The organism is Aestuariibaculum marinum (assembly GCF_014596975.1).
In the GTDB taxonomy this organism is placed as follows: Bacteria; Bacteroidota; Bacteroidia; order Flavobacteriales; family Flavobacteriaceae; genus Aestuariibaculum; species Aestuariibaculum marinum.
In genome coordinates this window covers 623,232-640,106 of sequence record NZ_JACVXD010000001.1, presented here as the reverse complement: position 1 = coordinate 640,106, position 16,875 = coordinate 623,232, and the positions used below count along the sequence as shown (strand labels likewise).

Below are 16,875 nucleotides of genomic sequence, written 5' to 3'. Positions count from 1 at the left end.
TCTTATAATCCAGTTGCTACGGTGTGTTTTCCTCTTTCTTCAATTAAGGTGTCTCTAACGCCTAATGCGCGGTATGCGTTAATCGGACTTAAAGCACCACCAGCTAAACGTCTAGCTTCTGCTAAAAGCGGACGAACGTCGGTTCTGTAAGCGTCTTGTAAAATTTCCTGACACTTCACAACGTCGTTATTTAATTGTGCTGCTTTTAATTCAGCTTGATCAACTAATAAGGCCTTAGCGTAAGCTTCTTGAATAGCTTCTAAAGATTGAATTAAATCTTCTAAAGGATCTTTTACGTTATGGCTCGCGTCAATCATCCATGCTAAATCCGGGTTTTGCGGATTGTTTTGCATACCGTAAACTAATTCGTTAAAAATTAAGAATAAGGCATAAGGCTTGATACTTCCAACGGTTAAATCGTCGTCACCGTATTTACTATCGTTAAAGTGGAATCCTCCTAATTTACCTTTTAACATTAACACAGAAACAATCTGCTCAATATTACTGTTTGGTAAATGGTGACCTAAATCTACTAACGAGTACGCTTTTTCTCCACAAGCATTGGCCAACATGAACGATGTTCCCCAATCCTGAATAACCGTACTGTAGAAGTTAGGCTCATAAGGTTTGTATTCAATTAACATACTCCAATCGTCAGGAAGACCTTTGTAAATGTCTTTTAAACTGTTTTCAGTATGTTGTAATGCTGTTTGAAAATTAGTTTGCCCAGGGAAACAAGAACCATCGGCTAACCAAACGGTTAAACTTTTAGAACCTAATTTGTTACCAATATTGATAACATCTAAGTTATGTTGAATAGCCTGTTGTCTTACCGCCTCGCTTGTGTTGCTTAAAGAACCGTATTTGTAAGTTTCTTTAGCATCTTTTTGATCTTGAAAGGTATTCGAGTTAACCGCATCAAACTTAATGTTTAATCCGTTTGCTAAATCTTTAACTGCAGCGTAATCTTGTGGGATGTCCCAAGGAATGTGTAATGACACCGCTCCTGCCGTTTGTGTTAATGAGTGGATTAACCCGATATCCTGAATTTTTTGTTCTAAACTTGAAGGCTCTCCGTAGAAAGAAAAACGTCCGAAACGTGTTCCTCCAGCACCTAAAGCCCAGCTTGGTATTGCTACTTGAAAGTCTTTTAATTTACTTACAATAGCCTCTACATTAGCCCCTTTTTTAGAAAGGTTATTTGCTAAGAAATCGAAATTTTCTTTGTGTGATTGTAAACCAGATTTATTCGTATCCTGAATGTGGTTTTGTTCTATTTTCATCTGTTTTAAATTTTTTGTTTTCTGAATGTTCAAAAAATTTGAATACATTCAGGAACTTATATAAATTTTATCATTTCTGGTTGAAGAATTTACATATAATAAAATTTATACTTGTTTCATGTCTTTAATTGTAATTGGTTACTACAAGATACAATCATTTTCTTAATTGTGTAGTTACAGAAAATGCGTATCTGAAATTAAAAAAAAACTCCCATAGATATTTAACTATGCTATGGAAGTTTTTACAAACTAAAACTAACTATCGTTTATCTTACAAATGCATTGGCCATACCACCATCTACATTTATAATGTTTCCTGTTGATTTATCTAAGATGCCCACGAAAGTAAAGACACCGTTAGCAATATCATCAGGAGTAATGATTTCGTTTAATAAATTTCTTTTCGCATAAAATGCAGGAAGTTCTTCTACGGTAATGCCGTTTGCTTTTGCACGACCTTCGGCCCAAGCACCTTCCCAGATTTTACTTCCAACAATAACACCATCAGGGTTTACGGTGTTTACACGTACTTTATCTTTAGCTAACTCAGCGGCTAATAAACGTACCATATGTTGTTGCGCCGCTTTAGCAGTACCGTAAGCTACGTTATTAGGTCCTGCAACTAAACCATTTTTACTTGCGATAGCGATATAATCACCACCTAAGTTTTGTTGGCGTGCGATGGCTGCGAATTGTTTTGCTAAGTCAAACTGACCTTTTACTAAGATACTTTGTAAAATGTTCCAGTCTTTGTCTGTTGTATCTTCTAAAGATTTAGAGATTGCTAAACCAGCGCTATGAACGACGATGTCAACCCCACCAAACTCTAAACATGCTTTTTTGTAAGCTTTAGCGATAGAATCGGTATCGGTTACATCACAAACAGCATATGTAGACACATCACGTTTGTATGTTGCATGAGCTTCTTTTAAGCTTTCTTCGTTAATATCGGTTAATACTACGTTAGCACCTTCAGCAGCTAATTTATCGGCAATTGCTTTACCAATTCCACCACCTGCGCCAGTAACAAAGGCTACTTTACGAGATAATGGTTGCTCTTTTGGCATACGTTGTAATTTCGCTTCTTCTAATAACCAGTACTCGATATCGAATGCTTCTTGTCTTGGTAAAGATGTATATTCAGTAATCGCTTCAGCACCACGCATTACGTTGATTGCATTGATGTAGAACTCACTTGCTACACGTGTGGTTTGCTTGTTTTTAGCAAAACTGAACATACCAACTCCAGGGTAAATAATAATTACCGGGTTCGGGTCACGCATTGCAGGACTATTATCTCTTTTACAAGTATTGTAATAATCTGCGTATTCCTGTCTGTATTGTTCGAAAGCAGGCTCTAATTTAGCAAGTATAGCTTCAGCATCTGATAAATCTTCTTTAGGATCTAACGTTAATACTAAAGGTTGAATTTTTGTGCGTAAGAAGTGGTCTGGACAAGAGGTTCCCATTGGCGCTAAACGCTCAAGATCGTTACTGTTAATGTATTCCATTACCACATCACTATCCGCAAAGTGGCCAATCATTCTGTTTTCAGAAGAACATAAACCTCTTAATAACGGCATTAACTGCGCAGCTTTTTCAAGACGCTCTTCTTGCGGTAAACTTTCTACTTTTTGTCCGCCAAAAACAGAACCTTTTTCTTCAATCTTTTTAGTGATGTATTCAGAAGCCATTTCAATAACTTCTAAACTGTTCATATAACATTCGTAAGAGGTGTCTCCCCAGGTAAATAAACCGTGGCTACCTAAAACGATACCTCTAATGCCTGGGTTTTCAGCTAAACATTTTTCTAACTGTAAACCTAAATCGAAACCTGGACGTTGCCAAGGTACCCATCCCATAGTGTCTCCCCAAATTTCTTTGGTTACTTTTTCACTGTCTTTCGCAGCAGCAACCGCGATAAGAGCATCTGGGTGTAGGTGGTCGATATGTTTAAAAGGTAATAAACCGTGAAGAGGGGTATCGATTGATGGCGCTTTACTGTCTAAGTCATAAATACAGTGGTTAAATAACCCAACCATACGGTCTTCATCTTCTAAACCTCCATATACATTTTTTAAATCGCGTAATCTTTCGGTGTACAATCCAGCAATACCAGAACGTGTTAAGGTACCAATATCTCCTCCAGAACCTTTAACCCACATTACTTCAACTTCTTCATTAGTTAATGGGTCTTTTTCTATGGTTTTACAACTTGTGTTACCACCACCATAGTTAGTGATTCTTAGGTCTGCACCTAATATATTTGAACGGTATAAAAATAAAGCTACTTGGTCGTCACCTAAGCTGTCAGCTTTTTTATCATCCCAAAGATAATCTACGTATTTAAATTGTTTTTCAAGTGTATTCATGAGAATTTTTAAAATATTTGTTCTCAAAATTAAATGAAGTGATTTTTGTTTCTATCCTGTACTGTACTGTAAAATGAATAAAATATTGATAATTTGATATTTATTTATTGTTAAAACAACGATATTGATATTATTTTAAATAATTTTTTATAGCAAATTATCAGTTCTTTGTTTTTTGATTGTCAATTATTTAACGAATTAATAAAAGAGGTAGTTATTTTTAAAAAAAGAAATAAACAGTACAGTGCAGTATAGTAATTATTATGTATATCATTAAATTTGCTACAATCATCAAGATTTTTAAACTTTTCAAAATAATAAATGAATCTATTTAATTTAGAAGATAAAGTAGTTCTCGTTACCGGAGGCGGTGGTGTATTAGGAGGCAGCATGGCCGAATATTTACTTTTACAAGGCGCTACGGTAATCATATTACATTATAAACAAGACACGGTTGATGCAACCGTAAAACACATGAAAACCATCAGTAATAAAGTTGATGGGTATTTGTGTAATGTTGTTGAGGAAGAAAGCCTACAAGAAGTGTCGGATGCCATTATCGCAAAATATGGAAAAATCGATGTGCTGATTAACGCCGCAGGCGGTAATATGCCTGGAGCGACTGTAGGACCAACACAATCGTTTTTCGATATCAATATGGATGACTTTAAAAAGGTGGTCGATTTAAATTTATTTGGAAGTATTATTCCTTCTGTCGTTTTTGGTAAAGAAATGGTGAAGAATAAATCAGGCGTCATCATTAATATTTCTTCTATGGCTGCCGACAGAGCTATTACACGCGTTGCGGGGTATTCAGCTTCAAAAGCGGCAATTGATAATTATACCAAATGGTTATCTGTTGAATTAGCCACGAAATACGGAGATGGCTTACGTGTTAATGCTATTGCTCCAGGATTTTTCATTGGAAATCAAAACCGCGCTTTGTTATTGAATGAAGACGGAAGCTATACCGACAGAGGTAACACCATTATAAACAACACACCAATGAAACGCTTTGGCGAAGCCGATGAGTTGCATGGCGCTTTACATTATTTATGTTCTGATGCCTCAAAGTTTGTAACTGGGATTGTCATTCCTGTTGATGGCGGATTCAGTGCGTTTAGTGGGGTTTAATTTTTATTCAGATTTAAAAGAAAATGCAAGAAACATTTAGATGGTTTGGAGTTTCAGACTCTGTAAAATTATCAGATATAAAACAAGCAGGAGCAACAGGAGTTGTAACCGCTTTACACCATGTATCAAACGGTGAAGTTTGGGAAGTTGAAGAAATCCAGAAAGTAAAAACGCTTATTGAAGACGCTGGTTTAGTATGGAGCTTCATCGAAAGTATTCCTATTCACGAAAACATAAAATTACGTCAAGGCGATTATTTACAGCGTATAGAAAACTACAAGCAAAGTTTACGCAATGTAGCAGCTTGTGGGATTAAAAACGTGTGTTATAATTTCATGCCAGTGTTAGACTGGACGCGTACACAACTGTTCTGGAAATTAGAAGATGGTAGCACAGCGTTACGTTTCGATAAGGTGGAGATGGCCGTTTTCGAAAAATTCATCATGGAGCGTGAAGGGGTAGAGGAAGCCTACACAAGAGAAATTTTAGCATTAGCTGAAAAGCGTTATGCCGAGATGTCTGCTGAAGACAAGCAAGCGCTTGAAGATAATGTGTTAAAAGGTTTACCAGGAACAGTAGACGATTTAACGATTCCGGTGTTTAAGGACATGATTGCGCAGTACGATAACTTATCACATGCCGATTTAAAAGCGAATCTATCATTCTTCTTAAACGAAGTGATTCCGGTATGTGAAGAAAACGGGATTGTCATGGCGATTCATCCGGACGATCCGCCTATGGATATTATGGGCTTACCACGTATTATTAAATCGGAAGCCGATTTAACCGATTTGGTAAACTTTATAGATAGTCCATCAAACGGTATCACCTTTTGTACAGGGTCGTTAGGAGCTAATCCAGATAACGATTTACCAAGTATGATTAGAAAGTTTGCCGATCGCATTCACTTTTTACACCTAAGAAATGTAAAACGAGAAGATGATGGGAGTTTCTATGAAGACAATCATTTAGATGGTTCTTCAGATATGTACGAAGTAGTAAAAGCTGTTTTAGAAGTAGAAAAACAAAGAAACATACAATTACCAATGCGTCCCGATCACGGGCACCAAATGCTAAGCGATTTAGAAAACAATAAAGCGTATGCTGGGTATACAGCTATTGGTCGTTTACGTGGTTTAGCAGAATTACGTGGTTTAGCACTTGGTATTTCAAAAAGTATATAAATAGTAATTTAAAAGCATTAATATGAAAGTCGGTTTATTTATACCGTGTTATATAAATCAACTCTATCCGCAGGTCGGAATAGCATCATTAGAACTTCTTGAAAAATTAGGAGTCGATGTAGAATATCCATTAGGGCAGACCTGTTGCGGACAACCACTTGGAAATTCAGGATACGAAGAGGATTCTAAAGGCACCTGTCAGTTGTTCGTTGAAAATTTCAAAAACTACGATTATATCGTAGGGCCTTCGGGAAGTTGTGTGTATCATGTAAAGAAGCATTTTGATATCTTAGAACAAACCGAAGATGTGAAACGCGTTCGCGATAACACCTATGAGTTATGTCAGTTTATATATCAGGTGCTTGGTAAAACCGATTTAGGAGCGTCTTTCCCGCATAAAGTAGGTATTCATAAAAGTTGTCACGGCTTACGCGGATTACGTTTAGGTTCATGTTCAGAGCGTATGGATCCTCATTTTTCAACTGAAGAAAATTTATTAAAGGAAGTCAAAGGTTTAGAACTTAAAACCTTAAATCGTGCGGATGAATGTTGCGGATTTGGAGGAACATTCTCGGTATTTGAAGAAGCCATTTCAGTTAAAATGGGTAAAGACCGAATTCAGGATCATATTGATAGCGATGTAGAAGTGATTACCGGAGCCGACCATTCGTGTTTAATGCATTTGGAAGGTTTAATCAATAGAAATAAGCAGCCACTTAAGGTGATGCACATAGCAGAAATTTTAAACAGTAGTATCTAATTATGGCACACGCAGAAGCAGCAGCAAAATTTAATGAAAATGAGGCTAAGGTAAACTGGCACGATAAAGCCTTATGGTTTGTAAGGCAGAAACGTGATAAACAGGCGCATAAAATACAAGGTTGGGAACAACTTCGTGACTATGCATCAGCTCTAAAAGCCAATGTGTTATCGAATTTAGATAACTATTTGGTGCAATTTGAAGAAAACGCAAAAAAGAATGGTGTTACAGTACACTGGGCAGCAAACGCCGAAGAACATAATAAAATTATTCACAGCATTCTTCAAAAACACAATGCCAAGAAGATTGTAAAAAGTAAATCGATGTTAACTGAAGAGTGTCATTTAAATCCGTTTTTGGAAGCTAATGATATTGAAGTTATTGACACCGATTTAGGAGAGCGTATTGTGCAGTTAGCAAAGGAGCCACCGAGTCATATTGTATTACCTGCTATTCATAAAACTAAAGAAGAAGTAGACGAGTTATTTCAGGAGCATTTAGGCACCAAGCCAAGTGGAGGAAATCCTGAATATCTAACTCGTGAGGCAAGAAAGCATTTAAGAAATAAGTTTTTGCAAGCCGATGCGGCGATAACTGGTGTTAATTTTGCCGTTGCCGATACTGGTGGTTTTGTAGTATGTACCAATGAAGGTAACGCCGATATGGGAGCACACTTAGCTAAAGTACATATTGCCTGTATGGGAATGGAAAAGTTAATTCCACAAGAAAAACATTTAGGTATATTTTTACGTTTATTAGCAAGAAGTGCAACAGGTCAGCCTATAACGACCTATTCATCATATTTCAACAAACCTGAAGAAGGTAAAGAAATGCATATCATTATCGTAGATAATGGAAGAACGGAGCAGTTAAGTCGAGAGGATTTCAGACGATCGCTACACTGTATTCGTTGTGGAGCTTGTATGAATACTTGTCCTATTTACAGACGTAGTGGCGGACATAGTTACGATGCAACTATTCCAGGACCTATCGGTTCTATTTTATCACCAGGAAAAGACTTAACGAAACACAGTTCGTTACCATTTGCATCTACACTTTGTGGGTCTTGTAGTGATGTGTGTCCGGTAAAGATTAATATTCATGAGCAGTTGTATAAATGGCGTCAAATTATCGTAAAAGACGTACCACAACCAACTGTAAAGAAAAACATTATGAAAGCTGCCGGAAGTATTTTGGCAAAGCCAAAGACGTATGATTTTGTAGGTAAGTCCACCCGTTTCATGTTAAAACATACACCAAAATCTTTAATAAATTCAAAAATTAACACCTGGGGTCATGCGAGAGATTTGCCGGAAGTAAAAGGTGATAATTTCGAAGAGTGGTACAAAAAAAGACAAAAAAATGAGTAGAGAATCTATATTAAAAGCGGTGAAGGCTAATAAACCTGAAACCCTGTCATTACCAGATATCGATTTAAGTGTTTTTGATGAGGATATTAATTTAATAGAACGCTTTAAAGAAAATATTGAATTTGTTGGCGGACGTCTTCTTGAGTTAGATGGATTGGCTACCCTTGATGAAGAGATTAAGACGTTATATCCAGAAGCTAAAAAAATTGTGTCTTGCATGAAGGAATCCGCCTTAGGTACAGTTCCTGTTTCAAAAGAGACCGACCCACATACGCTTGAGGACATCGATTTAACCATTATAAAGGGAAATTTTGCAGTAGCCGAAAATGGCGCTGTTTGGGTTTCGGAAGACGATATGGTTGTACGTGCTTTACCATTTATTACCAACGATTTAATTTTGGTAGTCCCTAAAAATGCTGTTAATTTGCATATGCACCAGATTTTTGATGCGATTTCAGAGCGTGAAAGAACCTTTGGAACCTTCATTTCAGGACCATCAAAAACAGCAGATATAGAACAATGTTTGGTAGTTGGTGCTCACGGAGCCATTAGCTTAACCGTCGTTCTTTTTTAGAAAATGGTATTTGGATAAATTTTATTTTATCCGTGTAAATAGCTTAAACGTTTAAGCATTAAAAAAATTAAGAAACTAAAACTATAAATTATGTCAGTTAGTTATGAATCGCGTTACGCATCAAGCCCTCAAGGCGTAAAAGGGTACGATACAACGCAACTAAGAAACGAATTTTTAATTGAAAATCTTTTTGAAGCCGATAAATTGAACTTAGTGTATTCACACTACGATCGTTTTATTACGGGGGGTGTGTTACCGGTTTCTAAGTCAGTGTCATTAGATGCAATTGATCCGCTTAAAGCAGAATTCTTTTTACAAAGAAGAGAGCTTGGTATTATTAATATCGGTCAAGCCGGAACAGTAACTGTAGACGGTACGGTATATGAGTTAAACCACAAAGAAGCTTTATATGTAGGGCAAGGTAATAAAGAGGTTGTATTTGCAAGTGCATCTGCAGATAGCCCGGCAATGTTCTATTTAAATTCAACACCTGCTCATAAAGCGTATCCAACAAAGAAAATTGGAACGGATGATGTAGAAGTTATTGAATTAGGATCTCCTGAAACTGCCAATGCACGTACTTTAAGAAAGTATATTGTAAACAGTGTCGTTGATGTATGTCAGTTACAAATGGGAATGACATCTATTAAAGTAGGAAGTAGCTGGAATACAATGCCGGCTCACGTTCACGATCGTAGAATGGAAGTGTATTTCTACTTTGAAGTACCAGAAGGGCAATCGGTATGTCACTTTATGGGAGAAACTAATGAAACAAGACACATCTGGATGCAAAATAACCAGGCAGTAATTTCTCCACCATGGTCTATTCACTCAGGTTCAGGTACAAGTAATTACTCGTTTATCTGGGGCATGGCTGGTGAGAATTTAGATTACGGCGATATGGATGTTTGTGCTATTCCGGAATTGAGATAGTATGTTATTACAGGTTTTAAAAAAGGCGCTAAAACTTAGTTTTAGCGCCTTTTTTTATTTGTAGTATTTTATGTGGTTAAAAATGAGTAAATTAAGATGTTTAAATTTATTCGTATGAAATATGTTACTATCGCATTTTTAGTGCTCAATAGCTTAAGTGCGTTTGCTCAAGATCCGTTTTTAACCATTACATCAAACGATTCCATAAATCATCAACCTCGTATCAAGTCTAGTTTAGGGGTAAACATGAAACTAAACGGCTATATGGATGTTTTTGGAGGTTTGAATGATAATGAAACCTTTAATGTAGGGCTTATTAATGTATTTGGAACGAATGATGACAAAAGTCTTAAAGCAGATTTATATCAAACTCAATTGCGATTAACGACACATATGGTTCAGGAAAATGGAAAAGTGATTAAGGCTGTAGTTGAATCTGATTTTTGGGGAGGAAATGGAAGAATGCGTCTTAGAAAAGCATATGTAGAAACCGAACATTGGCAAATAGGGCAGATGTGGAATAATTTTGGAGACGAAGACATCTGGCCGGATATTATGGAGTTAGAAGGTCCGCCGTCTGGTGTATGGATTCGTACGCCCCACGTGAAATATAAGAACACTTTCGGAAATCCCAATTGGATCTACGAAGCCAGTATTGAAGCGCCTATAGCAACTAATTTTACTTACGATGAATTTCAGCCATTAGTAGAGGAGGCCGATCAGTTTATGCCGGATTTCACTTTTGCGGTAAAATATAAAAAGGATTGGGGGCATTTAAGGTTATCTTCCATATTGAGAAGTGTACGTTATAAATTGGATGATGAGATAGATAATTTTTTAGGTTATGGAGTAAGCTTTAGTGGAAACTATAAACCTAATTTAAACAACTTTCAATTTCAATTGGTTGGTGGGAAAGGTATTTCAGCATATTTAACTACGGTTTCTGGAGGAGGTTATGATGGATATCCTTCCAGAAATAATAATATCAGTGCAACTCCTGCTTTTGGAGGTTGGGCATCTTATGGGTACTTTATAACTACTAAATTGCATACCAATATAGTTTTTGGAGCGACACAATTTAAGTTAGATGACTCCGAAAGGCTTATTGTTTATGAATCATTAGATGATACAACGGTGTTTGTAGAGGGCGATTTTACGCATAAGCATTATTACGGTATTTTCAACCTTATGTATGATGCCTATGAACGTATGACCGTTGGTCTCGAGCTCGACTACGGTATAAAATCAATAGATGTTAAAGGACAAGTAAATGGTGTAGCTCAGGCTTTAGATAAAAGTCGTGATGCTATGAGAATTAGTTTCGGTTTTATGTATAATTTTTAAGCAGATATTTACAGATTTTACTTCTTATTTATAGCTGTTCTAAGTCAAAATTAAGTTACATTTATAGTACAATTTATTCTGTAATTTTTTAAAGATAAAGATTTTGGCTAACCCTACTATTACTCGTGCTTTATCAAGCTTGACCTGTTTATTTATTTCAATTTTTTTATTGAATTCTTGTAAGAAAGAAAAGAAATATGAAGCGATAACTAAAGATGATATTTTTACATCAACCGCTTTAATTCCTGATAATCATTTTTTAGGAGACGAAACCTGTAAGAGTTGCCATGAAGCAGAGTTTAAAGAGTGGCAAGGTTCTCACCACGATAAGGCCATGCAAATAGCTGATAGCACATCAATTCTGGCTGATTTTAAAGGAGAAACATTCACTAATCAAGAGGTGACCTCTAGATTTTACCAAAAGGATGGTAATTATTACGTAAATACCGAAGGACCGGATGGTAGCTACCAAGATTATAAAATTGTTTATACTTACGGAATTACACCACTACAACAGTATATTGTGGAATTTCCAAATGGAGCTTACCAGTGTTTAAGTACAGCTTGGGATTCGGTTGAGAACAAGTGGTTTAATTTGTTTCCTGATTTTAGGGTGGTCCATGAAGAGTGGCTTCACTGGACAAATAAAGGTTTGAACTGGAATACCATGTGTTCCGATTGTCACTCTATAAACGTTAGGAAAAACTACGATTTTAAAACAGATAGTTACGATACTAAGTTTGCTTTAATCAATGTTAGTTGTGAAGCTTGTCATGGACCAGGAAAACAACACGTTGAAGATGTTAAGCGATTAGGGGAAGAATACATGCCGACGGGAACTATGAAAATGACAAGCAGAATAGCTCCAAAACAATTGGTGGACGAATGTGCAAGATGCCACGCTAGACGAGAACAATTCACTGAAAATTACAATTATGAAGGGACGTTTTTAGATCATTATTTTCCGCATTTAATTGTAGAACCACAATACTATCCCGACGGACAAATTTTAGATGAAGACTATGTGTATACCTCGTTTATGCAGAGTAAAATGTATAAAAACGATGTGGCCTGTAATAGTTGCCACAATCCACATTCTTTAAAGTTAAAAATGGAAGGCAATGCATTGTGTACCCAATGTCATACTCCAACAAAGTATAATACTCCAGATCATCATAAGCATGAGATGGGAACCGAAAGTGCTGCATGTATTAATTGCCATATGACAGGGAGATATTATATGGGTAACGATTTTAGGCGAGATCATAGTTTTAGAGTGCCACGACCGGATCAGAGTTTGAAATATGGTACACCAAATGCCTGCGTAGACTGCCATGATACTAAAGATAATAAATGGGCTTGGGAATCTTTTCAAGAGTTATATGGTAAAGTAGATTCTTTACATTTTTCAGATAAGTTAGTGCCAGGTGTAATAGGAGAAGCTCATGCCGATGTTGGATTGATCGATTTAATTCACGATACCTCAGAAAACGAATTGGTTAGGGCTTCGGCATTACGAGCCTTATCAAATTATGATATCCAGCAGTATTTAGATGAATATATTACCCGATTAAATGATAAGTCACCCATGGTGCGCGCAACAAGTGTGGATGTACTAGGTAATATTAATAACACCGATTATATTAATTATTTACTACCATTGCTAAAAGATCCTAAAAGAACAGTTCGTGTAAAAACATTCTATGCGTTGGCAGGTGTTAATGCACTTCAAATTCCAGAAAATTATAAAGCGGTCTATGCTAAAGTGAAAAAGGAGTTTGAAACTTATTTAGATTTGAATACCGATTTTGCTGGTGGATTGGCAAGAAAAGGAAATTATTACATAAAACAAGGTGATCTACAGCAGGCTGTGTTTTACTATGAAAAGGCCTTGGAAGTTGATAATTTGGAGAATAATTTAAGATTAACCTTAGCTAATTTATACTATAATACGGGAGCTTATAAAAATGCAGAGGAAACCTTTAAAATTGTCATTGAACAGGAGCCGGATTATGGTGCAACCTATTATTCGTTAGCCTTGTTATTAGCCGAATTAAACAGGGAAGACGAAGCAATATCTTATTTAGAGCAGACTATAGACAAAATGCCCGAAAATATTCGAGCATACTATAATTTAAGTTTACTCTATGATAAAAGGAATAAACCAAATAAAGCCGAAGAGGCCTTGGTTAGTGGTTTGAAAGTAGATGGCAACAATGAGAGTTTATTGTATGCTTTAGCATATCATTATGCTAAAAATAAAGAGAGTATTAAGGCAAAAAATATAGCCAAACGTTTGGTGGATTTATACCCCAATAATCAACAGTATTATACGTTTTATCAGCAGCTGTCAAATATCTAATTATATAGATTTTTCAATCTTTAATATTTTACTAATAGATGTAAGTTTTACAGTTATCATAAAATTTGTTAAAATCGATAGTTTTACCAAAGAAACCCTTAATTCAGGATACGACTATTGGTTAAATTTAATATGTTTGTGTTCGAACACATTAACATTAATATGAAAAACAACATAACAAGCTTAACACTACTCTGTTTTACAAATTTAATCTTTGCTCAAGAACTACCTCAGGATTTAAAACATTACATTCAAAATCCTCAGGTAATTTCAGAAAACAAGGAAGATACACATACCACTTTTTATTCATTTTCTTCAGAAAGTGAAGCTTTAAAAAATAACTGGAAAGCATCTGCAAATTACATCAGTTTAGATGGACAGTGGAAATTCAAATGGGTTCGCAAGCCAGCAGATCGCCCTCAGGATTTTATGAAGCCTGAAATTGATGTTACTGATTGGGATAATATTAAAGTCCCTGCTAATTGGGAAGTAGAAGGCTATGGAGTCCCAATTTATGTAAACCATCAGTATGAGTTTGCCGATTATAAAGCACCGGTTTCAAAAGAGATTACTTTCGAAGATAAAATATACCCGTCTAATCCGGGACAAGTACCATTTGACTATAATCCTGTAGGATCTTATAGACGTACTTTTACAGTAACCAAGGGCTGGGATGAAAAGGAAGTGTTTTTGCATATTGGAGCCATGAAATCTGGAGGTTTCGTTTGGATTAATGGAGAATATGTTGGGTATTCTCAAGGGAGTAAACTTCCGGCAGAATTCAATATTTCAAAATATTTAAAGGAAGGAGAAAACACCATTGCCCTTCAAATTTTCAGATGGACTGACGGTTCGTATTTAGAGTGTCAGGATTTCTGGAGAATTAGTGGAATTGAGCGTAGTGTTTATGTATATGCTCAACCAAAATCTCGTATTAAGGATTTCGAAGTTATGGCAACTCTGGATGGTGCTTATACTACAGGAAATTTAGACCTTACTGTGGCTGTTGATAACTCAGCTTCAAAATCAAATACGGTTGATGTTTTGTACGAGGTTTTAGACCAAAAAGGTTCTGCTGTTGCAAAAGGAAGTGATTCGGTTAAAGTGCCATCAGACGGAACGATTAATGTGAATTTGAAAACTCAAATTTTTAATGTGTTGCCTTGGACGGCTGAAACACCAAACCTTTATCAGGTAGTGGTGACGACTAAAGATAAAGGAAAGATTTTAGAGTCGACATCTACAAAAGTAGGGTTTAGAACGGTTGAAATTAAAAATGGCTTGTTACGTGTAAACGGACAAGTGATTACTTTAAAAGGGGTAAATACACAGGAACACAATCCAGAAACGGGACATGTGGTTAGTGAAGCTCAGATTTTAAAAGATATTCAGCTTTGGAAAGAGAATAACATTAATGCGGTTAGGTTAAGTCATTACCCACAACAAGAGAAATTTTATGAGTTGTGTGATATCTATGGAATTTACGTGGTAGACGAAACGAATATCGAATCTCATGGTATGTACTACGGAAGTCATTCGCTTGCAAAAAAGGAAAATTGGGAAAAAGCCCATGTTGATCGTATGATTCGTATGGTAGAACGCGATAAAAACCACCCTTCGGTAATCATCTGGTCTATGGGTAACGAGGCAGGAAACGGTATTAACTTTTTTGCAGGATATGATGCTATCAAGGCGCATGATAAGCAAAAGCGTCCGGTACAATACGAGCGCGCTTATAAAGATGTAGATGGTAATTTATTCGATATGGAAGCGAACACAGATATCATCGTGCCTCAGTATCCATCACCAGCTGGTTTTGAAAATATAGGAAGATCGAAAACAGACCGTCCATTTATTCCTTCTGAATATGCCCATGCTATGGGAAATAGTACAGGAAACTTTCAGGATTACTGGGATGTTATTGAACAGCATGACAACTTACAAGGTGGTTTCATTTGGGATTGGGTCGATCAATCTATTTGGAAAACTAACGAAAAAGGTGAAAAGTATTATGCTTACGGAGGGGACTATGGTGAAGGTATGCCTACCGATAACACCTTTTTAAACAATGGAATAATTTTCCCAGATCGCACACCACATCCAGGTTTATATGAAGTGAAAAAAGCCCACGAGTTTATAAATTTTAAGCACAAAGGTATTAATAGAGATAATCAGGTAAGAGTTTTAGTAGAGAACCTTTATGATTTCACCAATCTGGATAAGTTCGATATAAAAGCAAAAATAAAAGCTGATGGAACCATTTTAGATACGTTTGACGCCGGAAGTATAGCTGTAGAGCCTCATACAGGAAAACTGGTAAGAGTACCATTAAAAAATATAGAGTTTAAAGAAAATACCGAATATTTTTTAGAGATAGAAGCTGTGCTTAAAGAAGATTGGGGGATGTTGAAAGCTGGTTATATAGTAGCGCATGAGCAGATTTTATTAGGAAGAAAGATAAAATGGCAAGAAGAAAGTATTGCTGCTAGCGCCTCTATTAAAGTAAAAGATAGCAAAGAAAGTTTAGAGCTTTCGGGAGAAGATTTTGAAGTTCTGTTCGATAAATCTGAGGGTAAGATGGTGTCTTATGTGTTTTCAGGTGAAGAGCTAATTAAAGACCAAAATGGCCCTAAACCGAACTTCTGGCGTGCACCAACAGATAATGATTTTGGTAATCGTATGCAGGAAAAAAATATTAAATGGAAGGAAGCAACGCTTAATCAAAAAGTGACATCTTTTGTGGTAGACGATTCTCAAGAAGGCAAAGTAACAGCAACTATTACATATACTTTACCGGGCGTTGAGACCACCTTTGTTTCGGTTTATACCATTTTAGCAAATGGTATGATTAAAGTAGATAATACCTTAAACACCACCAATTATCAAGCAGATATTCCTAGAGTGGGTATGCGCATGCAGTTACCAAAAGCATTTAGTAATATGGCGTATTACGGACGTGGTCCATGGGAAAATTATACCGATAGAAAAGCCTCAGCTTTTGTAGATGTATACAATTCATCGGTTTCCGATCAGTATGTGCCGTATATTCGTCCTCAGGAAAATGGATATAAAACCGATGTACGTTGGGCTGCTTTTGCTAATACAAACAATAACGGTTTACTGGTAGTGTCTTCAGCAGGCAACCAAAGGGATTTAGGATTAAGTGCATTACATATGCTTAATGAAGATTTCGATGCGACTGATGGTTTAAATTATGCATTAGAAAATAAAGTTGAAAAACACGCAACACAGGATGCGAATTATAGTGACGGTATGCCTGAAGTAAATAAAAGCAAACACACCATAGATATTGTAGAACGGGATTTAGTTCAATTAAATATAGATATGGATCAACGTGGTGTTGGTGGTGATAATAGCTGGGGAGCTAGGCCACAAAAGGAGTATACTTTAAGTGGAGATCATGTGAATACCTATAGTTTTTATTTGGTTCCATTTAAAAATGGAAATAAGGAAAAGTTTACCGAATTATTCAAATCGGTTTACACAAGTAAATAATTTTACAATATTATTGAATTTTAAAATCCGTAGTTGTTTTTAA

At 36.2% G+C, this 16,875-nt stretch carries 11 protein-coding genes; 9 read left to right on the top strand and 2 right to left on the bottom strand.

Going from position 1 to position 16,875, the window contains the following annotated elements:
- Positions 1 to 2: 2 nt before the first annotated feature.
- Complete coding sequence (locus ICJ85_RS02860; protein ID WP_188222253.1) at positions 3 to 1,283, bottom strand: sugar isomerase; 1,281 nt, start codon at positions 1,281 to 1,283, stop codon at positions 3 to 5.
- A 266-nt stretch (positions 1,284 to 1,549) separates the two neighbouring features.
- A complete protein-coding gene (locus tag ICJ85_RS02855) occupies positions 1,550 to 3,655 on the bottom strand; it encodes a bifunctional aldolase/short-chain dehydrogenase (protein WP_188222252.1) in 2,106 nt (701 codons plus the stop codon).
- Between the two features lie 321 nt (positions 3,656 to 3,976).
- On the opposite strand from ICJ85_RS02855, the gene ICJ85_RS02850 reads away from it, so the two are divergent.
- The 9 genes from ICJ85_RS02850 (at position 3,977) to ICJ85_RS02810 (ending at position 16,832) form a co-directional block, all read left to right on the top strand.
- The gene (locus ICJ85_RS02850; protein ID WP_188222251.1) at positions 3,977 to 4,789 is read left to right on the top strand and encodes an SDR family oxidoreductase; all 813 of its coding nucleotides are present in this window, start codon (positions 3,977 to 3,979) and stop codon (positions 4,787 to 4,789) included.
- Positions 4,790 to 4,812: 23 nt separating this feature from the next.
- Positions 4,813 to 5,973 carry a mannonate dehydratase gene (gene uxuA, locus ICJ85_RS02845; protein ID WP_188222250.1) on the top strand — a complete coding sequence of 387 codons (1,161 nt, stop codon included), beginning with the start codon at positions 4,813 to 4,815 and terminating at the stop codon, positions 5,971 to 5,973.
- Positions 5,974 to 5,995: 22 nt separating this feature from the next.
- Positions 5,996 to 6,733: a (Fe-S)-binding protein gene (locus tag ICJ85_RS02840; protein WP_188222249.1), complete on the top strand. Its 738-nt coding sequence runs from the start codon at positions 5,996 to 5,998 to the stop codon at positions 6,731 to 6,733.
- Positions 6,734 to 6,735: 2 nt separating this feature from the next.
- Complete coding sequence (locus ICJ85_RS02835; protein WP_188222248.1) at positions 6,736 to 8,103, top strand: lactate utilization protein B; 1,368 nt, start codon at positions 6,736 to 6,738, stop codon at positions 8,101 to 8,103.
- Positions 8,096 to 8,677, top strand: coding sequence for a LutC/YkgG family protein (locus ICJ85_RS02830; RefSeq protein WP_188222247.1), 582 nt, complete (start codon positions 8,096 to 8,098; stop codon positions 8,675 to 8,677). The genes ICJ85_RS02835 and ICJ85_RS02830 overlap by 8 nt, the downstream gene beginning before the upstream one ends.
- A 90-nt stretch (positions 8,678 to 8,767) precedes the next feature.
- Positions 8,768 to 9,610 (top strand): 5-dehydro-4-deoxy-D-glucuronate isomerase, encoded by an 843-nt coding sequence (gene kduI / locus ICJ85_RS02825; protein ID WP_188222246.1) that lies wholly within the window; start codon positions 8,768 to 8,770, stop codon positions 9,608 to 9,610.
- Positions 9,611 to 9,724: 114 nt separating this feature from the next.
- A complete protein-coding gene (locus ICJ85_RS02820) occupies positions 9,725 to 10,954 on the top strand; it encodes a hypothetical protein (RefSeq protein WP_188222245.1) in 1,230 nt (409 codons plus the stop codon).
- Between the two features lie 169 nt (positions 10,955 to 11,123).
- Positions 11,124 to 13,316: a tetratricopeptide repeat protein gene (locus ICJ85_RS02815; RefSeq protein ID WP_241739478.1), complete on the top strand. Its 2,193-nt coding sequence runs from the start codon at positions 11,124 to 11,126 to the stop codon at positions 13,314 to 13,316.
- 162 nt (positions 13,317 to 13,478) lie between these two features.
- Positions 13,479 to 16,832, top strand: a complete 3,354-nt coding sequence (locus tag ICJ85_RS02810; protein ID WP_188222244.1) for a glycoside hydrolase family 2 TIM barrel-domain containing protein — start codon at positions 13,479 to 13,481, stop codon at positions 16,830 to 16,832.
- The last annotated feature ends 43 nt before the right edge of the window (positions 16,833 to 16,875 follow it).